At 71.0% G+C, this 26,251-nt stretch carries 11 protein-coding genes; 6 read left to right on the top strand and 5 right to left on the bottom strand.

Features of this window, described 5'->3' with window-relative positions; all coding sequences use genetic code 11:
• Positions 1-11: 11 nt before the first annotated feature.
• On the bottom strand, positions 12-323 hold the full coding sequence (locus OG885_RS44810) for a hypothetical protein (protein WP_331729091.1): 312 nt from the start codon (positions 321-323) through the stop codon (positions 12-14).
• A 38-nt stretch (positions 324-361) separates the two neighbouring features.
• On the bottom strand, positions 362-1,285 hold the full coding sequence (locus OG885_RS44805; protein WP_331729088.1) for a hypothetical protein: 924 nt from the start codon (positions 1,283-1,285) through the stop codon (positions 362-364).
• Positions 1,286-1,429: 144 nt separating this feature from the next.
• On the opposite strand from OG885_RS44805, the gene OG885_RS44800 reads away from it, so the two are divergent.
• From OG885_RS44800 to OG885_RS44790, 3 genes are read left to right on the top strand one after another with little or no spacing between them, the layout of a single operon-like run.
• The gene (locus OG885_RS44800; RefSeq protein ID WP_331729085.1) at positions 1,430-17,380 is read left to right on the top strand and encodes a hypothetical protein; all 15,951 of its coding nucleotides are present in this window, start codon (positions 1,430-1,432) and stop codon (positions 17,378-17,380) included.
• A complete protein-coding gene (locus tag OG885_RS44795; protein WP_331729082.1) occupies positions 17,377-20,061 on the top strand; it encodes a right-handed parallel beta-helix repeat-containing protein in 2,685 nt (894 codons plus the stop codon). Before OG885_RS44800 ends, OG885_RS44795 begins: the two co-directional genes overlap by 4 nt.
• Positions 20,062-20,109: 48 nt before the next feature.
• On the top strand, positions 20,110-21,144 hold the full coding sequence (locus OG885_RS44790) for an RICIN domain-containing protein (RefSeq protein WP_331729080.1): 1,035 nt from the start codon (positions 20,110-20,112) through the stop codon (positions 21,142-21,144).
• A gap of 34 nt (positions 21,145-21,178) precedes the next feature.
• On the opposite strand, the gene OG885_RS44785 is transcribed toward OG885_RS44790, so the two are convergent.
• Positions 21,179-22,486, bottom strand: coding sequence for a hypothetical protein (locus OG885_RS44785; protein WP_331729078.1), 1,308 nt, complete (start codon positions 22,484-22,486; stop codon positions 21,179-21,181).
• Positions 22,487-22,682: 196 nt separating this feature from the next.
• Between OG885_RS44785 and OG885_RS44780 the strand changes: the two genes are divergently transcribed.
• Positions 22,683-23,438, top strand: coding sequence for a dienelactone hydrolase family protein (locus tag OG885_RS44780; RefSeq protein WP_331729076.1), 756 nt, complete (start codon positions 22,683-22,685; stop codon positions 23,436-23,438).
• Positions 23,439-23,643: 205 nt separating this feature from the next.
• Entirely contained in the window at positions 23,644-24,570 is a 927-nt protein-coding gene (locus OG885_RS44775; protein ID WP_331729074.1) for an alpha/beta hydrolase, read from the top strand.
• An 11-nt stretch (positions 24,571-24,581) separates the two neighbouring features.
• Here OG885_RS44775 and OG885_RS44770 read toward each other — a convergent pair whose 3' ends face one another.
• Complete coding sequence (locus OG885_RS44770) at positions 24,582-25,010, bottom strand: hypothetical protein (protein ID WP_331729072.1); 429 nt, start codon at positions 25,008-25,010, stop codon at positions 24,582-24,584.
• A gap of 152 nt (positions 25,011-25,162) precedes the next feature.
• On the opposite strand from OG885_RS44770, the gene OG885_RS44765 reads away from it, so the two are divergent.
• Positions 25,163-25,702, top strand: coding sequence for an ABATE domain-containing protein (locus tag OG885_RS44765; protein WP_331729070.1), 540 nt, complete (start codon positions 25,163-25,165; stop codon positions 25,700-25,702).
• A 63-nt stretch (positions 25,703-25,765) separates the two neighbouring features.
• On the opposite strand, the gene OG885_RS44760 is transcribed toward OG885_RS44765, so the two are convergent.
• Entirely contained in the window at positions 25,766-26,239 is a 474-nt protein-coding gene (locus OG885_RS44760) for a DNA starvation/stationary phase protection protein (protein ID WP_331729068.1), read from the bottom strand.
• Positions 26,240-26,251 lie beyond the last annotated feature (12 nt).

Below are 26,251 nucleotides of genomic sequence, written 5' to 3'. Positions count from 1 at the left end.
GACCGTGCGGGTCACTTCTGGTTGCCGCCGATCTGCGCGGCCATCGTCCGGTCCATGTCGTCGATCTGGGTCTTGATCGACTCGAACTGCTTCGCGAAGTCCTCGATCTTGTTGACGATCTGCGTCAGCTGGGTGGTGAAGTTGAAGTAGGCATCACGCATGGCCGGGCTGGTGTGCTGAAGGAAGAGACCGTCGTTGAGCAGGTTGTCCACCGAGCCCTGCAACTGGGCCAGCTGCGGGTTGATGTTGTGCACCGCGTTCTGCAGCTGGGTGGAGACGGTGACGATCTGGCTGTACTCGAGCTGGACGTTGTTGCTGGGCATGTGGGTTCCTCAGGCTCGGTCGGAATCGAGGGGGTGGGTCAAACGGAGCTGCCGACACCGGTGTTGGAGTGCTGACTGCCGTTGGGGTCGCTCTTGTCGTTCTTGCCGTCACCGTCGGTGTCGGTGGCGTCCGGGTCGGTGTTCGTCCACTGGGGGTTGTCGGTGTTGACACCCGACCCGGTGTAGCTGGACGTGCTGGTGGTCTTGCCGTCCTTGTCCGTCTCGGTGACGTTCTTGGTACCGGAGCCGTTCTCGTTGCCGTGCACCTCGACGACCGTCTTCGATCCGTCGGTGTGGGTGACCGTGGTCGTGTAGCTGCCGTGGGCTCCGGTGTCGGTGTGCTCGTGGTACGTCAGACCGCCGGGCCCGTCGTCGATCGTCGTGTCACTCGAGGTCACATGGCCCTCGGAGTCGTAGGTGACATGCGTCGTGTGGTTGTAGTTGTTGGTGCCGTCGCCGAAGTCGTCGTTGTGCGCGTCGGTGTCGGTCGGTTCGGGGCCGGGAGGGGCGGGGGCGTCCTTGGCGTTGGGGTCGGCCAGTCGCACCTGCTTGAGGTACTCGTGGCCGTTCTTGTCCCAGGCGTGGACGAGGATCGTCTCCCCCGTCAGCTTCTTCCACTCCTCATAGGCCTTCTTGTTCATGTCCCAGAGGCTGTGCTTCCAGCCCAGCGCCTGTGCGTTGGCGTCGCCGGCGAGCTTCGCGTCCGTCTCGAACATCTTCTGGGCGGCGAACTTGTAGGTCTGGCTGAGCGCTTCGAGTAGTTCCTTGGCGTTGTCGAACGGGCCGGTCCACTGGAGCAGGAACATGTTGACCGCTCCGAAGGCGCCACCGAGATCGTCCTTGTGGAAGAAGTCACTCCGGCCCAGCAGCCGGGAGTCGGCGAGCTGTTCCTTGAGCCGCTCCGTGTCCTTGGCCAGCGTGTTCAGCAACTCGTAGTCGATCACCAGGTCGTAGCCAGGCATACCCACTCCCTCCACTCATACGTGTCCGCGGCGCCCTTCGGCGAGAACACATCAGTGTTCACATTACGATGGACGCATACATGTGAACCAACCGCCCCGGCGCACTGTGTGTCATGGGGTTGTTCGACCGCGTGGAGGGGACACATGGCACGGCCGCAGGACTGGAGTGCACTGGGGATGCACAGCGACCCCACACCCGGCGACGTGGACACCCTCTCGTCCCTCTACCAGGGGCTGCGGGACACCGAGACCCTGGGCAACGAGATCACCAGCGGTCTCAACCGGGTACTCGACCAGTCGGGCAACGGGTTCGTCGGGCGGACGGCCGAAGCGGTGCGCGCGAAGATCGACGGGCACCTCAAGCAGTTCATCGACGCCATCGGCCAGTCCTTCTCCGTCGCCGCGGACGCGACCATGGCCTTCAAGACCGCGCTCCAGGACGTTCAGATGAAGGCGGACGACGCGCTGAAGAACGCGCAGGGGCTGTCGAAGGACGATCCGCAACTGAACGGCCTCAAGGCCCAGGCACACACCGCGCAGGACGAGTACAACGCCGCGGTCACAACGTACGAGCACCGGATGAAGGACGCCCAGCACCTCATCCGCCAGCCCATCGACGCCTGGCATCTGTTCCTGAAGTCCCTGGGCATCCTGGAGATCATCCTGGCCATCGTGGGGGCCTTCTTCGGCGGCTGGATCGGGATGCTCGCCTTCGGCCTGGGCATGGTCGTGTTCATCAGCACGCTCGTCGACTTCGCCGAGGGCAAGGCGGGGCTGCTGGACGTGGCGCTCGCCTTCATCGGCATCCTCTTCCCCTCCACCAAGGGCATCAACGTCGGCGGGCTGACCAAGAGCGTGTTCAACGCGCTGAAGAACCTGCCCAAGTCCATCGGCTCGGGACTCACCGGCCTCGGCGGCGCCCTGTCCCACATCCTCACCGGCGGCCTGAGCTTCCGGGGCATCTACAGCGGCGTGACGGCGCTGCCCGGGCTGGTCCTGCGGGGCCTGAACGGCGTGGCCAACCTGGCCATCAAGGGCCTCAAGATCACCATCGCCGGACTGAAGATGCTCGCCCAGACCTTCCGCGCCGACTTCCAGATGGCCACCGCCGGCATCCACACCACGCTCGGCAAGGTCGGCGTCTACGCCATCAGCTTCGGCAGCCGCTTCGTGCTCAGCGCCACGCTGCCGGTGGACTTCTTCGAACTCGGCATCCACGCCGGTTCCGCGTTCAAGATGGGCTTCGGCACCCGGCTGCTCACGCCGACCGCCCACCTGTCCCAGTCGGCGCTCGGCGGCGGCCTGCACATCGGCGCGCTCACCGCCAACCACGGCGGCCTCGCCGGGTTCACGGGCGGCATGCCGCACTTCGAGACCTTCCAGCCCGGCACCCTCCAGGGCTTCAACCCCGGTGCGCTGCAAGGGCTCAACACCGGCCTCGGCGGCGCCCAACTGGGCGGCCTGCACGGCGTCACCGTCGGCGCGGACGTCGGCGGAGCGAACCTCGGCTCCCTGCACGCGATGGACCTGGGCGCCCATCCCGGCGCCGGCGACAACCTGCTCATGGCGAACGCCGGTGGCCTGGACAGTGTGGAACACCTCACCGCCTTCGACCACTTCACCGGCTTCCAGCGCACCTCCGCCGGTCTGCTGGAACCGCTGCCCACCCACATGGGCGGCGTCGACCTGTCCGGGGCGCACGGCCTCTCCGGCCTGGGCTCCGGCACGCACGCCCTGCGCAGCGACCTGGGGATCTCCGGTACCGGCACCGGTCTGAACACGGCGCTCGGCGACGCCCTGAACTCGGTGCGCGTCGCGACCGGCCACGTCGAGGACTTCCACGCTCTCGGCATCCCCGAGCTGCGCAGCATCGTGGACGGCGACATCTCCAACATTCGGATGACGCAGGACGGCATCAGCCTCCAGGTCGGTGCGCACAGCGGCACGCCGACCACGCTGCACATGGACTACCGGGGCACGGGGGGCCTGACCAACGCCGACGGCAAGCAGGTCGTGGTCGCGCCTGAGGTGCATGAGGTGCTCAGCGCGGCCGGGGTGGATGTGAAGGCGGGGGCTGCGGTTGATGTGAAGGCAGGGGCTGTCGACATCAAGGCAGGTGCTGTTGACGTGAAGACCGGTGCGGTCGACGTCAAGGCGGGTGTGATTGACGTCAAGGCGGGGGCGATCGACGTAAAGGCCGCTGTCGCAGCCGACGTCAAGGCCGGTGCGGTTGACGTGAAGGCCGGTGCGGTTGACGTCAAGGCGGGTGCGGTTGACGTCAAGGCCGGTGCCGCAGTCGACGTCAAGGCCGGTGGAGTTGACGTCAAGGTGGGGGCGGTTGATGTAAAGGCCGGTGCCGCAGCCGAGGTCAAGGCCGGTGGAGTTGACGTCAAGGTGGGGGCGGTTGATGTAAAGGCCGGTGCCGCAGTCGACGTCAAGGCCGGTGGAGTTGACGTCAAGGCGGGCGCGGTCGACGTCAAGGCCGGTGCCGCGGTCGACGTGAAATCCGGTGCCGCAGCCGACACAAAGGCCGGCTCCGCTCCCGGCGCCCCCTCCGCCTCCGGCATCAAGATCAGCCGCACCGACACGGCCGCCGGGCATTCCGGCGGCGGTGGCTCCAAGGCCTCCGTACACGAGCTGGACCACCTCTCCGGCGGAGTGAAGCCGCCCAACTCCTCCGCCCGTCCGAGCGGGCTGACCGAAGAGCCGCCCAACCCCTCCCTCACCGCCCAGACCGACCACCTCGGCGTCTCCGCCCGCGAGAACCTCGATCTCCTCGGCCAGCGCAAAGGCACCGGCGACACAGCGGGCACGTCCGCCCCGACCGCCGTCCAGAGCGGTCACCACATCGCCCCGCGCCCCGATCAGGTCGGCCCGGACGCCGTCGTCGTCGGCGAGCACATCGCCCTGCGGCCGTCCTCCGCCCCCACCCCCCAGTCGCGTCCGCACAGCGACGGCGGCCGTCCCGGGCCGTTGAGCAGGTTCGAGGCGGTGACCGGCGGGGCCGCGGGCAAGACCGGCGCGGACCGGCTGGCGGCGTGGAACGAGTACGAGCAGGCGCAGGTCGACCTCGCCGACGCCGCCCGCCAACTCGACCTCTCGGGCGGGAAACTCGGCCGGCCCTCCGAGACCGTCGACGAGGCCGGCGCCAAGCAGAGCCTCCAGCACGCCGAGATCTCCCTGGACATCGCCAAGGGCAAGATGGGCCGGCTCGGCATGGACGCCGAGACGATCGGGAGCCATCTCGACGCGCTGGGCATACCTGGTCCGGGCCGGTCGCCGCACGGTCATGGTCCGGGGGTGGCTCCGAACGCTCCCAAGCGGCGCGGCCAGCAGAACGCGGCGGCTTCGTCCTCGGCGGGCCCGGTTCCGCCCGCCACCAAGGGTGAGCTGACGAAGCTCACGGACCCGGTGCGCTTCTCGCCGCAGTTCCGTGAGCACGCGGCGAGTTACAAGCTGACCCCGGTGACGCAGTACGACGGCATGGCCAAGGGGGCGTTGAAGCCGGGCGAGGAGATCCGGTTCATCGCGACGGTCCCTTCGACCTCGGACGTCGAGTTCAAGGTCAAGGACCCCGCCACCGGGGCCGTGGTCACGAAGAACAAGCTTTTCGAGCTGGCGAAAACCTACGAGAAGGCGTTCGGTGCCGATTCCGGTCGAGGGGAGCGGCTGGGGCTCGTCATCGGTGTGAACGGCCGCCCCGGGGACGAGGCCGCGATCGAGAAGGCGATCAAGGGTTTCGCGGATAAATGGGACAAGGAAGGCACCTATTCGGTGTCCGTGACGGGCTTCACCTGGAAACAGGGTGATCCCAAGCTGGTCGCGGCCGGCACGCAGAAGGAGATTCCGTACGGGGCGATCCGTGAGGCGATCGTCCGCGACGACCTGACCCAGCAGATGCTGACCAAGGTCGGGTCGGACGGGCCGGTGTATCTCCACATCGGTGATGCCGACGTCAAGGACATGACGGTCGGCGGCAAGCCGCTGCTGGACACCGCGACCAAGGTCATCAACGACATGAAGGTGACCACGGTCCACGAACAGACACTGTTCCCCGAGGTCGTCAGCGGCGGCTACAAGCTCACCGACACGGCCGCGGCGACGAAGGCGGCCGATCTGGATCTGGCCGTGCGGGACGCGATGAACGCCGTCGACCCTCGTGCCGTGTACTTCCCGGAGCCGAACACCTTCCTGCGGGTCGACACCGCGAACCACGAAGGGCTTGAGGCGCAGATTCATTTCGGGATCAAGCAGGACGACAAGTGGCGGTTCGAGGCCCAGGAAGGAAAGCACCTCCTCAAGAACGTCATCGCGGCCCGCGAGAACATGTGGGAGGGCGACCTGACCAAGATGGTCCAGTTCAGGTCCGACCTCGCTCTCGTCACGGACGGCGGCCGGATCGCGAAGGACCTTCCGGACGATCTGAAGTCCCTCATGGGCGGCCTCACCCAGAGCCACGCCGACAAGAAGGTGTGGACCGACCAGGTCACCGACTATCTGCAGACGCATCACGCCGGTCTGCTCGGCGCGGACCCCAACGCCGCGCGGACGCTCGCCGACCTCGCCTTCCACGACATCAGGACCGACGGCTCCGAACTCGTCAAGTTGGAGGGCCCGGCGCTGGCCAAGGCCCATGAGAAGGACATGAGGTCCTTCGCCCAGGCGTCGAAGTCCCTGCACATGCAGGCGTCCGCCAAAGACCTCGTCAAGATGGCCGTCAACACCCGCAACGTCCTGGTCACCGAGATCAACAAGCTCAACAAGGTGGCCGTGCACGGTGTCGCGCCGAGCGCCCCCGGTGCCGTGGCGAAGGCGGTGACGGACGGGCACTTCGGCGACGCCCTGGCACAGGCGGGCGGTGATCTGGCCTCGCACGGGTCGTGGAAGGCGGCACGGGACGCCGCCGTACCGAAGACCGTGCGCAACCGGGACTGGACGGACCCGATATCCCATCCCGGGCGCGCGAAGCCCTTCTCGGGTCCGATCCTCGACAACGCGCAGTTCACGCGCTATGTGGTCAAGGCCGGGTTCGACATCCGCACGTTCGCGGTCGACGGGCACGCCGTGTCGGACCTGACGATCCGGGTGAAGCTGGCCGACGACGGTGTGCCGAAGGCCGATGCGGACGCGCTGTGGCAGCGCGCCTCGTCAGGTGTGGACAAGCTGTTCAACCAGCCGGGACACGTGCTTCCGGACGGGAGCGTGCTGCACGTGACGCTGGAGCGCGCGGAGGGCCCGCTGGGCGGGCATCTGACGGTGACGGCCGGCGAGGCGGGCTCCGGGGCGAACCAGTACCACTGGCCGCTGGACGCGTCCGAGACGGACCTCGCGCACGAACTCGGCCACCAGCTCGGCCTGCGGGACGAGTACCGGGCCGCCGACGCGGCCCATCGCCCCGACAACAAGGCCGGCCTGATGGGGGACTACACCGAGGGCCTCAACGGCAGCGCCGTGCGCTCGTGGCATCTCCAGATGCTCCAGCAGACCCTGGACGCCTACGCCGACACCGGTCACGCCCTGGCCGCACATGTTCCGTCGCACTCCGTGGACCTGACGCCGGCCCCGGGGCCCAAGGCCAAGGCGAAGAAGCAGGCTGCGGCACCTCCGCCGCCGGACCCGTGGACCAGCCACGCCGACCCCGGCCGCTTCGGCAGCAACTCCGACTTCAAGCAGGCCTACGAGTACTACGAACTCCAGCCGGTGGCACAGTACGACGGCGCCGCGAAGGGGGCGCTGAAGCCGGGCGACGACCTCCGGTTCGTCGCCACCGTGCCCGTGAAGGTGGAGGACAAGCCCGACCTGCTGCTGGACGTGGCGAAGAAGTACGGCGAGTCGTTCGGGGCGGGACAGGGCTGGAACGAGCGTCTGGGCCTTGTCATCGGCCTGAACGGGCGCGCGGGGAAGCACGATCTCATCCTCGAGAAGATCCAGGAGTTCGCCAAGAAGTGGGAGACGGAAGGCACCTTCTCCGTCTCGGTGACGGGCTTCACCTGGCGCCAGCCCGACCCCAAGAAGATCACCGTGGGGCAGGGCGAGCAGAAGGAGGTGCCGTACGGGGCGATCCGGGAGGCGATCATCCGTGACGACCTCACCCGGGACATGATCAGCAAGCTCAGGCCGGCCGGGGAGTCCGAGGGGCAGCTGTACCTGCACATCGGCGACTCCGACGTACAGGACTTCGTCGTCGACAACCGGCCGCTGTTCGACCGGGCCGTCACGGCCATCGAAGGGGCGAAGTTCACGTACAAGAGCGACGGTTCGGTGCACTACCCGGAGGCGATCAGCGGCGGCTACAAGCTGCCCGCCGGGACGACCGAGAAGTCGCTGGCCGGGATGAAGGCCGCGGATCTCGATCTGGCGGTGCGCGGGGCCATGGGCACGGTCGACTCCCGGGCCATCTACTTCCCCGAACCGAACACGTTCGTACGGGTCGACACGGCCGCCTACGACACCCTCGACGACGGAATCCACTTCGGCGCGGTCGACAAGAGCAAGGTGGGCGGCAAGAACCACAACGCCTTCTCGTTCGAGGCGCAGGAGGGCCAGCATCTGCTGGACAACCTCATCAAGTCCCGGCAGATCACCAACCCGGCGTGGCTCGAACACCCCGCCCACATGGTGAAGTTCGACCCCGAGCTGGCCCTGGTCACCGACGGCGGGCGGATCGCCGACAAGATGTCCGCCGACCCGCAGAAGCTGATGTCCGGGCTCACCCAGAGCCATGCGCATCCGGGGACCTGGAAGAAGCAGCTGGAGCACTTTCTGACGCTCCACTACCCGGGTGTGGCGGACCAGAAGGGGATGCTGGACATCCTCCACAAGCTGGCCTTCCACGAGATCGTCTCGGACGGCACCAAGCTGACCAGGCTGGATGGTGCCGCCCTGATCAAGGAGGTGCTCTCCCCGGCCGAGTTCAAGCTGCTGAAGGGTCATCCGGACCTGGGAAAGTTCGCGGTCCGCACCCGTACCGCCCTGGTCGAACACCTCAACAGACTGAACCAGTACGACGAGCACGCGGCCGTCCCGAACGCCCCCACCTCGAAGAAGGTGAAGGCGTCGGCGGCCGACAAGGCGGAGAAGGCGGCGAAGTTCGAGGCGAAGAAGCCCGACGAACGGCTTCAGAAACTGCTGTTCCAGAACGGGTACGCCACCGGCGACCAGTTCGGCGTCGCAGCCGCCCTGCACAGCGACCCCAAGCTGCAAGTGCTGCTGGTCCGCAACCCGTTGGACCACCGGGACCGCAGCGAGGACATCCGCGGCTTCTACGTGGCCAGCGGCATCGACGCACACCGGGTCCAGGTGCGGGAGGTGGCCGAGGGCCAGAACGCCAACAAGCTGCGTCTGAACCACTGGCGGGAGATCAACGAGTCCGTGCTCAGCAGCGGCGGTACGGCACCCGCCAGCAGGCAGATGGACGAGTACGTCGTCTCGGTCAGCGCCGCCACCACCTGGGTCGGCGAACGCTTCGGCCCCGGCCTGCGCGAAGACCTGCGGGCCGCCTGGCAGCTCGACGACGCCCACTTCACACCCCAGTTGCAGGAGGCGGTCGGCGACTGGCTGAAGAGCAGGGGCGTCCCCGACGTCGCCGGGCGGGACGTCGTCGTGCTGTGGACCCGGTTCAGCGGCAAGCGCGGCGAGATCCACGTCGAGCACGACACCAGCCACACCGGCGTACGGCAGATCCTTCAGGCCCTGCACCACCGCACCGCCGACCGCGCGCAGAGTCCGCTCGTCATCATCGCCGGAGACGCCTCCGCCCACTCGGGGCGGCCGAGCAAGTTCCCCGGTATCGCGAGCGACTTCCGGGCCATGGGGCTGGACGTGCACAACCTCACCGCGTTCTGGAAGAACCCCGAGGGCCTGCACACGTGGGGCGGCAACACCCGCATCGGCCAGATGCGGCTCTTCGAGTATCTGAACCGGGCCGGCGACGGCCGGCTCAAGCACCTCGGCTTCCGCAACGGCAACCTCGAAGCGATGGCACTCTCCGGCCATCAGGTCCGCTATCTGGAGGAGCCGGGCAGCGCCGGCGGCGAGCGGATGGCCAAGTGGCACGAGATCCCCGGCACCGGCCGGACCCTGGGCAACGGCATGCCCCCCGGCTACGAACGCCTCGTCATCGAGCACCCGCCCACCCGCTCCGGCCAGATCACCGTCGAGGTGCGCGAGCTGAAGCACGCCAAGAAGGCCGAGTACGACGGCAAGGGGAAGCTTCCCCCGCACATCCAGGCGGAGCTCAACGACCTCACCCACGCCTACGAGCACCCCGGCTGGGTTCCCGGCGGCGGCGACCGCCCCTACGTCAGGAACCTCAAGCCCGTCGCCGCCCACCACACCAAGGGCTTCGCCGATCACGACGTACACACGATCGTCGACTACCTCACGGCCCCGCGCCCCGGCGAGGCCGTGGACATCAGCCCGCACGCCCCGTCGGCCGGTCGCCCGGACGTGTCGACGACGACGCACCACGCGGCCTCGCCGGAACCGGCCCGGGCGACCGAGGCGGCCGGAAGCAAGGCTCCGGAAGCTCCTCCGGCGCCGCAGGCTCCCCCGCGCATGACCGGCACCGGCCAGATCGGCGGCGCCGACCGGGTGCTGCCGTCCCCGGAGGCCACCGCCGCCGTCACCCGGGACCTCGTCGCACACTTCGACGACGCCCTCACCCCGGCCCAGCGCGACGCGCTCCGCGCCGACCTCCAGGCGCAGCTCGGCCGGGAGGTCTGGCCGTCGCTGTCGGCGATGACCCGCGGTGAGACCCGCACCCTCACCGTGGACGTGGCCGGCTTCAGCGGCGACATCACGGTGCGGGCCGAGGTGACCAAGGCGGAGCCGGACGGTGCCTTCAAGAGCCTGGAGTTCGAGGACGGCAGCGAGTCCCTCGTCCGCGACGGGTTCCAGCGCGAGACACGGTCGGTCGTCACCGCCGGTGTGCTCGTCAAGGGCAAGGCCGCCGCACAGACCGATCTGACGGGACACCTGTCCTCGAACTGGTCCCGCACCGAGTCGCACCGCATGACCTCCAGCGGACGTCTGTTCAGCCGTACCAAGACCCCGGAACCGGCGCTGAAGCTCGACGTCGAGGTCCGCCTGGAGTTCGACGTCACCGCCGTGAGCGGCCCCTCCGGCAAGCACCTCGCCCGCCCGGAAGTGTCGGCCGGCCGGGTCGAGGTGTCGGCGAAGGTGCCCGTGGCCGTCGCCGAGGGGGACGTCCGTCCGACGGCCGACATGCAGCACTACCTGCCGCCGGCCCGGGTCGAGCAGACCCTCGCGCTGGGTGGCATGGACACCGTCCGCGACCTGTTCCTCGTCGACGCCGACGGCGTACGTGTCTCCGGCAGCCTGCACACGGCCCTCCTCGGCAGCGGTGCCGACCCGCACTCGCTGGAGGCGTACGGCAAGCGGGCCTTCGGCGACCGCTGGCCCGCGGTGCGGGAGCTGGTCCTCGACCGCGTCGGCTCCCTGGACTCCCTGCAGTACCGGCTCAAGGGAATGACCGCGGGCGAGGCGCTGGAGATCGACCTCGGTCCGGACGCGGGCAGCCTGCTGGTCACCGCCGAGGTGACGACGCTCAAGCACCTGCGCAACACCGACAAGACCGAGTTCAACACCGGCTCGGACGTCACCCGGGTCTACACCCACACACGCGGCTCCGAGCACGGTGTCCGGGCCACGATGCAGGTACAGAGCGCCGACCTGCACGCCGGCCCGACCACGGTCACCGGCGTCGGGCACGGCGAGTTCGACCGCGACGGCGCGCTGACCGCGCAGCAGTCGGTCCGGGCCGGTACCGCGGTCAAGATGAAGGTGCCCGGCGCCGTCTTCGACGGCGTGGCCACGCTCTCCTTCGTCCACCGCGCCGACCCCCTCGGTGCCGGCTCCACCCCGGGCGTCGGCCGCGCTCCGCATTCGTCCGGCGGACAGGCCCGGCTCGGCTTCCAGGTCCTCATGGACGCCGCCGACGCCCGCCCCGTCCCCGAACCCGGCGCCTTCTCCGCCGCCACCCGGCCCCAGGGCCCGCGCCGGATGGCGGCCCCCGCCCTGCAAGAGGGCGACCACGCCTGGCGGCCCGCACCCGGCGTCTGGGACGGACTGCCCTCCCACGCGGTCGTCCTCGACGTACTCTCCGGCGAGGAACGCGCCCTGGACGCCGCGCAGTCGCCCCGGCTCGCCGACCTCGTGGACGGTGCCGGCCGCGAGCACTTCGGCGCCGACTGGGCCGACGTACGCCCGGCCGCGCACGACATGGCCACCCGGGAGCAGCTCGCGGCGACCCTGCCCCAGCTCACCCGGGGCACCGTCGCGCGCAGCACCCCGCTGCCCACGCCCCTGCGCTCCAACGCACAGCTGAGTCTGAGCGGGCGGCTGGAATCGCTGGAGTACGTGCGGACCCTGGACGCCGCCGAGATCAACCTGCTCAGCGATGTCGCCGACGAGACGGGCGGCCGACTGGGCTCGGCCCTCGGCCACGGCCAGTTGGCGCAGGGCGGTGTACAGCCGGAACTCGGCAGCGACTTCACCCTCGGCGTGCACGCCCCCGGCGGCGGCATCGCGCACCGGGCCCGGACCGCCGACGGGGTGTCCGGCGGACACAGCAGCGTGGCCGCCGCCAAGTACCCCGAACCGATGACGGTGTACATCGCCACCGTCGGCGTCGACGCGCACATCGGACGCGTCGGGGAGAGCGCGACCCACGGCGGCCGGACCGACGTGCGGTTCGTCGTCGCCCTCCCGAAGAGCCACACACAGCGGTACGAGATCACGGCGGAGGGCGTGGGCAGCCAGGTCTTCCGCCGCCCGGACACCGTCACGCCCACGCCCCCTGCGCGCGCGGGGACCGGGCTGAGTGTGCGGCCCCCGCTCCGGGTGTCCGACTCGGGGCGGATCGGCAACGGCGATGTCGTCCTCGAACTCCCCGGTGACCAGGTGGTCAAGGAGCTCCGGCGGCAGCTCGCCGACCCGTTCGGGGAACGCTGGGACCAGGTCGAGGGCGAGGTGGCGCACTTCTTCGACTCGATCGCCCTCCAGCCCAGGACCGCCGGTCTCACCGCGGGCGACACCTGGGGCGGCAGCTTCCGCGCCGGGCCGGTGACCGCCGACATCCGGATCACCGCGGCCGACGCCCGGATGACCGAGTACCTGCGGGTCGAGAAGGACTTCGAGTTCGAGCAGGGCACGGAGTCCGCGGCTGCCGCGTCCGTCCAGAAGGACTCGCACGTACGTCGCACCCTGTGGGAGCGCGCCGGGTTCAAGGCCCCGCACGTCATCTTCACGCTCGGCCATGTACGGCACAAGGAGTCCGTCGCCGGTCACGGCACCGACGTCCGCGGCGGCGTCGTCGCCAAGAACAAGACCGTCGAACCGGCGGCCGTGTTCAAGGGCGAGGTGACCTACACGGTCGAGGCGAAGATCTCCCACGCGCTGCCGGGCCGGGGCGACGAGCGGACGTTCACGGTGACCAGCGACGGCGAGTTCGCCTTCCCGGTCCGTGACCTGCCCGCCGACCCCGCGACCGGTGCGGCCCACCGGCCCGAGCAGTACCGCCGGGTTCCCGACCGCATCGCCGACTCGCTGCGGCTCGGCGCCGAGGACGTCGTCCTCGACACGCGTCCAATGCGCGGGGACGCGGCCGGAACCCGGCTCGTGGAGGACGTCCTGCGGCAACTCGACCCCAATGGACCGAAGTTGTTCGGCTCGGCCGCCGACTGGAAGACGGCACGCGCCAAGCTCGCGGAGCGGCTGCCCGCCTCCGAGTTCCAGCGCCAGCTGAAGTCGATGATGGCCGGACAGCCGTGGGTCGTCCGGGTGAACGGCCGTGAGGTGGCCATCCGCGCCAGCGTGCAGGAGATGACCCACACCGCCGACACCAAGGCCACCGAGTTCCACTCGGCCACCGTCGGTGGCACGGGCGGCGGGCGTACGGAGAGCGGACTGGACGGGCCGCAGATCACCTCCCACGGCACCAACGTGACCGTCGTCGGCACCTCCGACCCGATCGGCGGCTCACCGGCCGAGGTCTTCGGCGGCGGCACCCTCGCCCACACCACCCAGTCCGAACACCTCGCCGACTCCTCCTCCGCCATCCGCACCGCCGCCGGAACCAAGACCAAGGTGCCCGGCAGCGTCTACGACGGTGTGGCGCGGCTGCACTTCGAGGTCCGCGACCGGTGGCGGCCCTTCGGGCGTGGGGTCGACACCCGCGTGCCGAAGGACGCGGTCGACGAACAGGTCCGTTTCAGGGGACTGCGCGAGGAAGTGGCGGGCCTCCAGCGGCAGTTGGACGATGCCTCGGCGACCGGTCGCCCGCAGCGCGAGATCGACGCGCTGGAGCAGCGGCTCGACGGGGCCAAGGCGTCGCTCGACAAGGCGCTCACGGATCACACCACACGTATCCGGGCAGCGGTCGACAACCGGCGCACCGGCCAGGCGGCGCTCGGCTTCGCCCCGATGACCAGGCGGACCTTCGGGGTGCGGGTGCGTGGTGTCGGCGAGGCCGAGATCGGCTTCCAGGCGCTGCTGCCGAGCGCCGACACCGTCAGGGTCGCGGCGCCCGACCGGGCCCGCTTCACGGCTCCCGAACCCGGCGTCGGACGGCCTCTGCCTCCCAAGCGGCCGGACGCGGTCCCCGCACAGGTCGAGGTGCCCCGGCCGCCGGAGTCGTTGCTGACGCACGGCATGTCCGACGGCCAGCTCGTCCGGGACCTGCCCGACGTCCAGTCCCTGCGGGGGCTGCTCGACAGCGAGGGCGCCAGGGTGTTCGGCAGCGCCTGGTCGGACGTCACCCGGACCGGGCAGCGGCGTAGCGAGCTGGTGATGGGCGGCTTCACCAAGGACCGGCTGATGGCCGCCCTCCCTGAGCTGACCCGGGGCGGCGAGCTGCGCGGCGAGTCGTTCCGGGTGCACGGCCGTGAGGCGTGGGTGTCGGTCAGGGCGGACCTGCTCGGCCTGACGCACTCGCGCCCCGAGCCCAGGGCCGAAGTCGCCCTCGCCACCGAGAAGACCTACGTGTTCGGCCGACGCGACCTGCACTCACGGCAGTTCTTCCTGCTGGGCCAGGCCGGCGCGGTCGCCGGCACGCTGGAGAGCAAGTTGGGAGCCGCGGTGACCTTCGGCGGCGGCTTCCGACGCCGCACCCGCGGCGACCAGTTCACCGGCGGGCGCACCTTCACCAACGCCAAGATCCCGACACCGCTCCACCACTACGACGGGCACGTCGAGTTCACCTTCACCTTCCACCACGGCAGCACCCACACCGAGGCCTCGGGCGTCGTCCCGGTCGGCGTCTCGGTGCCGTCGGCACAGATCACCGAACGCATCGTGGTCGACCAGGGCCATGTCTTCACCCGGCCGACGGAACTGACCGCCGCCCGCCCTCTCGACAAGGGCAAACAGCCGGCCGAGTTCGCCGTGGACGAGCACGAGGCCATCGACGCGGGCGCCGCGCTCAGCGACGCCCGGCGGCTGCGGGCCGACGCCGAGCGGGTGCTGAGCGAGCTGAAGGAGCGGCAGGACACCGGCGTGGGCGGCGTCGCCGACAGCGACGGCACCCGGCGGGCGCTGGCCCAGGCGCAGCTGGAGCGGGCCGAGGCCGCCGAGACCCTGGCGGAGTCCCATTGGTCCGAGGTGACGGGCGGCAGGCCGCTGCCGTACGCGGTCAGCCGTGTGGGGACCGCGCCCGGGCTCGGCGGCGGGGCGCCGCACTGGTCGCGGTCGCCGAGAGGCGGTGCGCCGTCCGGCTCGAAGGCCCCCGGGGGTTCCGTGGCCCCCGGGGGTTCCGTGGCCCCCGAGGGTTCCGTCGTCTCCGTCGAGCACATCCCGTCCGCCAGCCACGTCGTCTTCGACACCGATGACGGAGCGGCCTACGCCCTGGTCCCCTCCGGACCCGACCTGACGGTGGCGCACTGGGTGAGCGACCCGGCCTCCGCCCACGGCCGGCCCGCCGACCCGGCCATCGGCCAGGAGGCGTACGCGGGAGACATCGTCGTACAGCGGCAGTTGCTGGACCAGGCGCTGACGGCCGCCGACGGGACAACCCAGCTGAGGAAGGTCCTGGAGCGGCAGGCGACGTCCTTCGAGGAGGACGTCCGGCTGTTCCGCGTCCTGGAGGAGCGGACGTCGCTGCGGGAGCTGGCGCCCGCTCAGCTCGTCGCGGTCGTGCTCGCCGAACGGCGGGCCCTGCGCACCCTCTCCGCCGACTGGGACCGGCTGACCGACAACCTGCTGAGCGCCCACGGCAGTTGGCGCTGGGCCCGGTCCTATCCGTTCGACGAGGAGAACCTCGGCCCGGTCGTCCAGCGGGTGCACCGGCATCTGCTGGCCGACCTCTCGCTGACGGTCAACATCGACCTCGGCGCCCGGGTGGGCGACGGAACGCTGTTGGACGCGATGACCGGCGACGAGCGCCTGCTGCGCAACGTGTGGGAGGTCGTGCCCGGCTACTCGCGGTACTTCGAACGGCGCGGCGCCGCCGAGGAGGCGATGGGCTACCCCGCCAGCGTCAAGCGGACCACCCACGCGGCCGGCATCTATCCGCCCAGACCCGGCCTGGACGCCTGGGACGAGTCCTTCGCCCCGACCCCGGCGGACCGCGCCGACCTGCCGAACTACGCCGCCCTCACCTCGCAGCACCGGCCGCGCGGCCTGGGCCTGTACGGCAACGCCGTCTTCCACCTCAAGCGCGAACTGCTGGAGCGGGCCACGTTCACCCCCGGAGACAGCTTCAGCCCGGGGCGGCAGGGCGCCCGCAGCATCACCGGCTCCGGCAATCTGCTGCCGCTGCTGAACCACGGGCCCGACCGGCTGGTCCGGCTCGCCTTCGCCGAGGCGACCGGCTTCCGCTACGACGAGGAGTTCCGGCTGCTGCGGGACACCGGGGAACTGGAACGCCACCTCGTCGGGTTCTTCGAGGCCCAGGTGCACGGCGGGGTGCGCTGGGAAGACGTGGAGCGGGTCGTGCTCGTGCGGGAGGGCGGCACCCCGGCGCACCAACAGCAGGCACGGCTGGAGCAGTTCGCCCAGGAGGCGGGGCACGGGTTCACCGTCGAGATACTCGAACCCGGAGCGGTCAGGCCGACGGCCCTCGCACCGGACACACTCGCTGGGAATGGCACACTTATGTCAGCACACACCAATGCGCCGAGCGATATGTTCGCAGCACACACCTCGGTGGCCGAGCCGACACCTACCCGGGATAAGGTCGCCACCGGAACACATGTCACTGTCGAGGAGGAGGCCGTGCCGGTCAGGGCACTCGAGACGGCCGGGCCGGCACACCCGGACCCGGCGGAGGCGTTCGAGGCGGTCCGGCAGCAGTTCCCCGACGCCCTGGTGCACACCGGGCGCTGGACGATGTGGGGCCACGACGGAGACACACCGCACACCTCGGCGTACGCGATCGAGAACAGCGCGCTCGGGCTAAGGGGAGTCTTCGTGCCGTCGACCGCGGACGGAGGCGTCGGAACCTGGCACTGGCAACTGCCCGGGCGCCAGGGGCCGGTGGCCGTCACACCTCTGAAGCTGCCGACGTCGACGCCGCATGCCGCCCCCACGCCCGCGCCGATCACCGCCGACGCGGCGAACCCCCTCATGTCGCAACTGACGGCCGCGCCCTGGACCGCCGGCCTGCACTGGCGCGCGGACGACGAAGAGCTGTACGTGTTCGCAGCCGCGGGGGCGGAGCACCCGGCCGCCGTCTTCGCCGACGGGCTGCGCCTGCCGGGCGGACACCTGGTCCACGTCGCTGCCCACGCCGGCGCCGACGACACCCCGGACAGTGCCTGGCTCACCGCCACCCGCACCATCGACTGGCTGCGCGCACAGGCCACGGCCGACCCGTCCCGCGCGGAGGCACTGCTGGCCCACTACGGCTGGCGGTACGACGTCGCCGCGCCCGGCGGGGTCGACGTCACCGCGACGCTCGACCTGGCCGCACCCCACCCGGAGCGCGCAGAGGTGCTCTTCCCCGGTGGCATCGACAGCCGCCACATTCGCGGCGCGCAGCGGCTGGAGGGCGGCCGACCGGTCGGGCGCTATCTCACCAACCCCGGGTTCGTGGAGCCCGGAACACACCCCACACCCACAGAGGGAACCGAGACGTGAGTCCCGCCATCCATCACGTACGGCCGAACGCGCGCCGCGGCGCGTTCCGTACGATCGCCGACGCGGTGCGTGCCGCGGACACCGACGACGAGATCCGGATTGCCGCGGGCGAGTATCCCGAACGTCTGCTGATCGACCGCGCGGTGACACTCGTCGCGGAGGACGGGCCCGGCACGGTACGGCTCACCTCGATTGCCCCGGGGCTGCCCGTACTGGAGGTGTCGGCCTCGGCGACGCTCAGTGGCCTCACCGTGCTGGGCGCGGACCCGTCCCGTCCGCTGGTGCTGGTGACGGCGGGTACGGCCGAGCTGCGGGAGTGCGACCTCGCCGGCGGCCGGGTGGAGGCCGTACGCGCGGCCTCACTGCGGATCACCCGCAGTGTGATCCGGGAGGCGGAACTGGCCGGCGTGCACGCCGACACCAGCGGCGAACTGTGGCTGACCGGCACCCTCGTCACGAACGTCGACGGCACCGGCGTCGTCGTGTCCGGCACCGCGACCGCCCACCTCACGGACTCGACCGTACGCTCGGTCAGCGGCTCCGGCACCCGGGTGCGCGGCGAGGCCACGGCGGTCATCCGCCGTTGCGTCGTCGAAAGCGCCGGACGCAACGGGCTGCTCGTCGAGGAGCAGGCGTCCGTGGTGCTGGACGAGTGCCGGGTCAAGGACGCCGCCGCCGAGGCCGTACGCGTGCTGGGATCCGCCCCGCGCGCGGAGGACGACGGGGGCGGCGGCGTACGGATCACCGGCGGGGAGGTCACCGGGGCCGGTGCCGCCGGGATTCTCGCCGCCGGCACCGGGGACGTGCTGGTGTCGGCGTGTTCCGTCCGGGACAGCGGTGCGGCCGGGGTGTCGGCCGACGGCAGCGCGCGGCTGGAGCTGGTCGACTGCCGTATCAACGGCTCGGGCGCCTGCGGGGTGATGGTGCGCGGCGCCGCCCGGGCGGTCGTCACCGACACCACCGTGCGCGGCGCGGAGGGCAACGGCATCCTGGTAGGCGAGCGGGCCGAGGTCCGCGTCACCGGCGGCACGGTGCGCGAGACCGCCTTCAGCGCGGTGCATGTCGGCGGTGAGGCAACGGCCGAACTCGTCGCCCTGCGCGTGGCCGACACCCCGGAGCACGGCATCGCCGCCGCCGAACGCGGCCGGCTGACGCTGGAGGACTGCCAGGCCGCCGACTGCGGACTGTCCGGGCTGCATCTCGACGGATACGCGGTGGCCACCGTCGACAACATGACCGTACGACGTGGCCGCAACGGCGTGACCGCCCAGTCGCGCGGCGAGGTCCGCGTCCGGGACGTGCGGATCACCGATGTCGAGCGCGCCGGACTGACCTGCGGCCCCGACAGCGCTCCGGAGTTCACCGACTGCCGGGTCAGCGGCGCGGGCACGGCCGGTGTCGTCGTCGCCGAGAAGGCGGCACCCACACTCCGCGACTGCGCGGTCTCCGGCACCGAGGGCTCCGGGCTGGTGGTCGCCCGGGACGCCGACCCCACGGTGCTGCGCCTGACCGTCAAGGACACCGGGAAGAACGGCCTGTTCGTCGGCGAGGGCGCGAAGGGCCGGTACGAGGAGTGCGTGCTGTCGGCCACCGCGTACCCGGCCGTCCATGTCGCCGCCGGGGCGCGGCCGGTGCTGCGCGACCTGCTGGTGACGGACACCGCCGAGGACCTCAGCGTGGACGAGGGCGCCGAGCCCGAGGTGACGGGCTGTGCCGCACGGGACGTGAAGAAGCCGGTGTGGCCGGCTCCCGGCACGTCCGCCACGGGATCCGGCGAAGCCGCCGGTACGGCACGGGTCGCGGTGGCGGGCCCGCAGGGGACGGTGAGCGGTACGGCCGAAGCGGGCGACGCCGAGCAGGACGTACCGGAGGAGAACCTCGACGACCTGCTCACCGAACTGGGCGTGCTCGTCGGCCTGGAGCGGGTCAAGAACGACGTCTCGTCGCTGGTGAAACTCATGCAGATGGTCCGGCGCCGGGAGGAGGCGGGGCTCGCGGCACCCCCGCTCAGCCGTCACCTGGTCTTCGCCGGCAACCCCGGCACCGGCAAGACGACGGTGGCCCGGCTCTACGGCCGCATCCTCGCCGCGGTCGGCCTGCTCGCCCGCGGCCATCTCGTCGAGGCCGACCGCTCCTCGCTGGTCGGCGAATACGTCGGCCACACCGGGCCCAAGACCCAGCGGGTCTTCGAAGAGGCCATGGGGGGCGTCCTGTTCATCGACGAGGCGTACTCCCTGACCCCGGCCGCCGGTTCCAACGACTTCGGCCACGAGGCCATCGCGACCCTGGTGAAGCTCATGGAGGACCACCGGGACTCGGTCGTGGTCATCGTGGCCGGATACCCGGACGAGATGGAGCACTTCATCGACTCCAACCCCGGCCTCGCGTCCCGTTTCAGCCGCACCCTGCTCTTCGAGGACTACGACACACCCGAGCTGGTGAACATCGTCGAGCACCATGCCGAACGCCACCAGTACCGGCTGACGGCCTCCGCCCGCGAGGCGCTCATCGCCTACTTCGAGGAGACACCGCGCGGCGAACGGTTCGGCAACGGCCGTACCGCCCGCCAGACCTTCCAGGCCATGACCGAGCGCCAGGCGTACCGGGTGGCGGAGATGGCGGCTCCCGACGAGAGCGACCTGATCACACTGCGCCCGCAGGACCTGCCCGAGTGGCCCTGACCCCGACCGCCCACGACGCCCACGACCCCTGCATCCGGAGAGAGTTACATGACGACATCCTCCTCATCCGACGGGCCCCAGCCGCCGGGGCCGCCGTCGCCCTCGGCCGGCGAGGAGCCCCTGCCGCCGACCGGTGAGACCAGGTCCGACGAGGAGACACCGCTGGTGCGTCTCTCCGCCGGGACCTCGACGCCCGGCGGCCGGTCCTTCGCCGCCGACTTCGCCCGCCGCCACTACTTCTCCGGCGCCCGGCTGCTCAAGCCCGGCCGCCGGGTGGCGATCGCGCTGGCCGGGGTGACCGGTCTGGCGGTCGTGGGCACCGGCGTGGTCGCCGGGATCGCGCGGCTCGGCGGCGACGACACCGCGCAGGCCGCCGCCACGGTCCAGGCCACCGACAAGACGCCTGGCCCGTCGAAGGACCACCCTTCCGCGGACTCCGCTCACCCCTCCAAGCACCCGTCGAGCAAGCCCAAGGGGCACTCCTCCAAGAAGGACGGCTCGGCGGCGCAGGACTCCGGTTCCGGGCTGCCGGCGGAGGCCGCCCCGCCGGCCTCCGGGAGCGGCGGCGGTGGGGGTGGCGGCACCGCACAGGGCAGCGGCACCGGGAGCGGTACGACGAATTCCGGCACCCAGTCGACGTCGAAGCCGCCGAAGACGTCCAGCGGCTCCAGCACCTCGACCGGCTTCACCGGCAAGCTCCTGTTCAACTTCGCCTCCAGCCTCTGCCTGGCCACCCAGGGCGGGTCACGCGCGGCCGGCACCCAGACGGTCCTCGCCGACTGCGACAGCAAGGACCCGTCACAGGGCTGGACGTTCCCCTCCGACGGCACCATCCGCGACTTCGGCGGCACGATGTGCCTCGACGTCTCCGGCCTCGGCAACGGCGCCCTGGTACGGCTCGCGAACTGCTCCTCCTCGCGCGCCACGAACCAAAGGCTCGCCCTCAAGGGCTCCTACGACATCGTCGTCAACGCCAATCCTGATCTGTGCGTGGACGCCAAGGACAAGAGCACCGCGGCCGGAACCGTCCTTCAGTTGTGGAGCTGCGCGGGCACCCCCAACCAGAAGTGGCGCACGGCCTGACACCTCGCAGGGCCATGGCGTCCTGGGCCGAAACCTAGGACGCCATGGAGAACCGGTGCCGGGCGGAGAAGTCGAGCAGGCGTTCCTGGTCCCGGGGCCCGAGGTCGCCGTACGCGTGGACCACGACCCGTTCCAGTAGGTCGGGCTCCAGCCGGCCGAGCAGGGTGTCCAGCGCGGGCCACAGACCGTCGGCGAGCGCCCGGCCGGGCACGCCGAGGTCGACCGCGACGGCCTCCGCGGCGGGCGGACGGAGCAGGGCGAGGAGGGGCGGCTCGACGTCGCGCGGGCCGAGCCACAGACCGGCGGGGGTCACGACGGCCTTGCAGTCCGGGGACTGCGTGCAATCCGCGGGCGCCTGCCACTCGGTCACCCGCGGAGCCCTGACTCCCTCTGCTTTCCCGGGAGAACAGACCACGGTGCGGGCGAAGGGACGCCACGACGGCCGGCCGCGGGAGTCGGTCATCCACAGTTCCACCGCAGCGTCGCCCGCCGAGGCGCCGTCCGGGGCGGTGCCGTCCGGGGTCACCGGGGCGCCCACGGCCACATGGACGTCGCTGTCCAGCAGGTCCGCCAGTCTCTCCCCGAGCCGCAGCAGCGGCCGCCCGTCCAGCGACAGCAACCGGAGTGCCGCGCGCACGGGTTCGGGCAGCGCGGCCATCACCACGGCGAGGACGGCGGCGGGTACCTGAGCGGAGGCGAGGATCAGCTGCGGCCGGTCGCGCTCCGGTGGGATCGTGTGGGGCCGGGTGTGGGCGGTGACGGGCGCCGGGCCCGCGGGCCGGACGGCGAGGCCGGCCGGAACGGGCTCGACCACATGACCGGCCACCGTCTGCCGGCCCAGTCGTCGCACAGCCATCTCCCAGTCCGGGAGCGGCAGATGGCTGTTCACTCGCCGGGCCGCCGCGCCGGGGGAGAAGTGCCACCAGCCGCCGGAGGCGCCCGGCAGGTCGGGGGAGAACAGGGTGCCGTCGCAGGTGACGAGCGCGGTGCCGGCCGCCGCCAGCACGTCCAGCCCCCACCGTTCGCAGATCAGCGCCGCCGCCGAGGGGTGTCCCCCGCTCTCAAGGGCGCCCGCGGACATCACCAGCGTCAGCAGCCGCACCTGCGCGTCCCGGATCGAGTCCAGACTCGGCGCCAACCACGCGCACAAGGCCTCGGCACCGTCCTCGTGCAGCGGCGCGCCGACCACCACGACGGCCTCGCCCTGGCGGGCGGGGGAGAGCCGTCCGGCGAGCTCGGTGAGCCAGTGCGGCGGCCGTTTCCCGTGGTGGACGAGGTGAATGTGGTCGCCGGCCCGCGAGACCGTCGGAGTCGACGTGATGTCAGGGGCGTGTTCGGTCACCGTATTGCTCCCGCGGGGACGACGGCCGTATGCGAGCGGGCCGGACTTGGCTGCCGGCCGCACATGTGACATGACGCATGTGAGTCTACGCGCAATGCACACGTGTCCAAATTGTCGCCCTCATCGGGAATCGAGTCCGGAACGCAGGTGTTTGCGACGTGTGAGTGAATCTCCAGCAGCCCAGAGAGGCCCACCTATGAACGCCGTGACCGGAACCTTCGTGGACGTCCCCACCGCCGACGGCATCGCCGACGCGTATGTCACACACCCCGACGACGGGCGGGCCCACCCGGGTGTGCTCATGTACCAGGACGCGTTCGGGGTGCGTCCGCATCTGACGGCCATGGCCGACCGGCTGGCGGCCGCCGGCTACACCGTGCTCGTCCCGAACGTCTTCTACCGGCACGGGCGTATCCCGGTCGTGGAGCTGCCCGAGTTCATCGACATGGAGGCCCGGCCGGACATCGTGGGCCAGGTCGTGCCGCTGATGGAGGCGCTCACCCCGGAGCTGACGGAACGTGACGCCGAGGCTTACCTGGGGTGGTTCGCGCAGTCGCCGCTGGTCACGGACGGCTCGGTGGGCATCACCGGATACTGCATGGGGGCGCGGCTCGCGCTCTACACCGCGGGCACCCACCCGGACCGGGTGGCCGCGGCGGCCGGATTCCACGGCGGCTGGCTGGCGAGCGAGGCACCCGACAGCCCGCATCTGCTGGCCGACCGGATCACCGCCGAGCTGTACTTCGCGCATGCCGACGAGGACCCCTCAATGCCCGAGGACCAGGTCCGCAGGCTGGAGAAGGCGCTCGCCGACGCGGGCGTCAGGCACCGGTGCGAGGTCTACGCGGGCGCCCATCACGGCTACACCCAGTCCGACACCGCCGCCTACAACCCCGAGGCGGCGGAGCGGCACTGGGTGGAGCTGCTGGCCTTGTTCGGCCGCGTCCTCTGAACACGTCCGGTGGGCGCCGGTCGGACAGGACCGGCGTCGGCCGGGGCGGAGCAGCAGGTGTCTTCAATCGGCGCGCGTCGCACGTGAGGGGGCAAGGTTTTTTCCCAGGCAGAAACCTGTCTCTACCGGCCCCGGGCTGCGTGACGGAGTCTGGAGACACGTTCAGAACGAACGGATTCCCCGCCTCTCAGATGGAGTGCTTCTCATGTCCAGGACTCGTGTCAGTTTCGACAGCGCCGGTATCGAGATCGCCGCGCATCTCTACCTCCCCGACAGCGAGGCCGGGGCGTCGGTTCCGCGCCCCGCGCTGGTGGTGGGTCACCCCGGGACCGGTGTGAAGGAGCAGACGTCCGGCACCTACGCGCAGCTGATGGCCGAGCGCGGCTTCGTCACCCTCGCCTTCGACGCCGCCCACCAGGGGGAGTCGGGGGGTCTGCCGCGCGGGCTTGAGGACCCCGCCCAGCGCATCGAGGACTTCAAGGCCGCCGTGGCCTACCTGACCAGCCGCGAGGAGGTCGACGCCGACCGCATCGGTCTGCTGGGCGTCTGCGCCTCCGGTGGCTATTCGCTGGCCGCCACCGGTGGGGATCACCGGGTGAAGGCGGTGGCGACGGTGTCCACCGCCGAGCCGGCCCGCCAGTTCCGCTTCGGCGCGGACGGTTCCCAGGACCCGGCCGTCTTCCAGGCCCTGCTGGACGCCGCCGCGCAGGCCCGGACCCGCGCCGCCCGCGGCGAGGACCCCGGGGTGCTGACCATGTTCCCCGCCACCGCCGAGGAGGCCGGCGCGCTGGGCGGTGCGCACGGCATCGAGGGCTGGGAGTACTACTGCGGCGCCCGCGGCTATCACGAGCGCTCCGCGAAGTTCCTCACCTGGGACAGCGTCGACAAGATGGCCTCCAGCGACGTCTTCCGCGCCGTGCCGCTCATCGGCCCCCGCCCCCTCCTGCAGATCATCGGCGAGCGCGCGGTGACCGCCTGGATGGCGATCGAGGCCCACCAGGTTGCCACCGGCCCCAAGGAACTCCACCGCATCCCCGGCGCCAGCCACGTCGACCTCTACGACAAGCGCGAGTACATCGACCCCGCCATCGACAAGCTCACCGACTACTTCACCACCCACCTGACCAAGTGACCGACAGCCCGTCACTTCGCCTGGAGAGGCCCCGAGAAGGACTTGCGCAGGGACCCGGGGGCGGCGAGCGGCAGCAGGGCGGCGAGCATCTTGCCCTTGACCGTGCTGGGCTGCCGCGTCAGTTCGACGTCGACCCGGGTGCCCTCGCCCTCCGGGGTCATCCGGAAGACCCAGCCGCCGCCGGCGCCGAAGAGCTTGGAGTCGAGCGTGGTGATGGTGACGGTGTCACCGGCCGGCTCCCACTCGTAGCGGGCCCGCTCCCAGGCCGCGGCGGTCCCTTCGGTGACCTCGGCCCAGGTGTCGCCGAGGTCGTGGACCTCGAAGTGCGCGGCGTCGATCGTGGGCCAGGTCTCGGCCCGGGCGGGGCTGAAGTCGGTCAGTACCTGGAGCACGTCCTTCGGGGCGAGCCGGGAGACGAGGTGGAAGCGTACGACGGTCATGGCGTGTCCTCACTGAGAAGCGGGCCGGGAAGGGCGTCGACCGAGAAGTAACCGTTCTGGCCGGTGACGAGAGGTTCCCAAAGACGTGCGTCACCTGTCAAGATGGTTACTCTCGAATCCGAAACGTAGCCAGTCCCCGCCAGGAGGGTCACGTGAGACATGTGTTTCCCTGCGGGACGCCCGCGCTCGACTTCGTGGGCACCCTGCAGGAGCGACGGACGACGGCCCCCATCGAGCGGATCGGCTCGCCCGCACTCCTCGACGCCTGGTTCGTCGAGGCCGGACTGCTGGACCGGCGGCCCGGATCGGACCGGTCCGACCTGCGCGCGGCACTGCAACTGCGGGAAGCGATCTACGCGTTGCTCAGGGCCCGGCTCACCGGCCGCCCACGGCCCGTCTGGGCGGTGATCGCGGTGAACCGGCAGGCGGCGGGGGTGCCGGTGGTGATGCGCCTGGACGCCGCGGGGACGAGCCGTTCCGGGAAGGCCGCCCAAGCCCTCACCGAACTCGCGCGCGAGGCTGTCGAGATCCTCGCCGGAACGGACGCCGCACTGCTGCGCGAGTGCGCGCGCCTCGACTGCACCCACGTCTACCTCGACCGCTCCCGGGGCCGCCGCCGGGAGTGGTGCGCGATGCGTTCCTGCGGAAACCGCGTCAAGGCGGCAGCCCTGCGGGCACGCCGACGGGTCTGACCCACGTACGACGGGGACGGCCCCGTCGTACGGAACCGTCCCCGAAAGCCTCAAGCAGCGACCTCAACCCCGGTTCTCGGCCTGGAACATCCAGCTCTGCTTCTCCAGGTCGGCGGTCAGGCCGATCAGCAGATCCTGCGTCACGGCGTCCGCCGGACCGGTCGCCTCGATGCGCTCCCGCACCCGCCCGATCACGGCGGAGAACGCCTCGACCAGGGCCTCCACCGCGTCCACGTCCTTCGTCCAGCCCGCCGCGAACCCGGGCAGTCCGCTGGTGGCGGCGATGGTGCCGGCCCGCCCGTCCGGGCTGACGCCGAGCGCGGCGGCCCGCTCGGCCACCGTGTCGGCGTACTCGCGCGCGGTGGTGACCACCTCGTCGAGCTGGAGATGGATGGAGCGGAAGCGCGGCCCGTACAGGTTCCAGTGCGCCTGCTTGGCCACCAGCGACAGGTCGAGCAGGTCCACCAGGGTGGCCTGGAGGGCGTGGCCCGCGATCTCGCGTTCCTTGTCCGGCAGGGGGCTGTTGATGACCGTCATGGGTGTGCGGTT

Origin of the sequence: Streptomyces sp. NBC_00028 (assembly GCF_045041065.1) — a bacterium.
In the GTDB taxonomy this organism is placed as follows: domain Bacteria; phylum Actinomycetota; class Actinomycetes; order Streptomycetales; family Streptomycetaceae; genus Streptomyces.
The sequence above is the reverse complement of the archived record's forward strand: the minus strand, read 5'-3'. Positions and strand labels throughout refer to the sequence as shown.

Coding starts and splice junctions, on each gene's coding strand:
- OG885_RS44810 (WP_331729091.1), bottom strand. CDS start 323: ATGCCCAGCAACAACGTCCAGCTCGAGTACAGCCAGATCGTCACCGTC.
- OG885_RS44805 (WP_331729088.1), bottom strand. CDS start 1,285: ATGCCTGGCTACGACCTGGTGATCGACTACGAGTTGCTGAACACGCTG.
- OG885_RS44800 (WP_331729085.1), top strand. CDS start 1,430: ATGGCACGGCCGCAGGACTGGAGTGCACTGGGGATGCACAGCGACCCC.
- OG885_RS44790 (WP_331729080.1), top strand. CDS start 20,110: ATGACGACATCCTCCTCATCCGACGGGCCCCAGCCGCCGGGGCCGCCG.
- OG885_RS44780 (WP_331729076.1), top strand. CDS start 22,683: ATGAACGCCGTGACCGGAACCTTCGTGGACGTCCCCACCGCCGACGGC.
- OG885_RS44775 (WP_331729074.1), top strand. CDS start 23,644: ATGTCCAGGACTCGTGTCAGTTTCGACAGCGCCGGTATCGAGATCGCC.
- OG885_RS44770 (WP_331729072.1), bottom strand. CDS start 25,010: ATGACCGTCGTACGCTTCCACCTCGTCTCCCGGCTCGCCCCGAAGGAC.
- OG885_RS44760 (WP_331729068.1), bottom strand. CDS start 26,239: ATGACGGTCATCAACAGCCCCCTGCCGGACAAGGAACGCGAGATCGCG.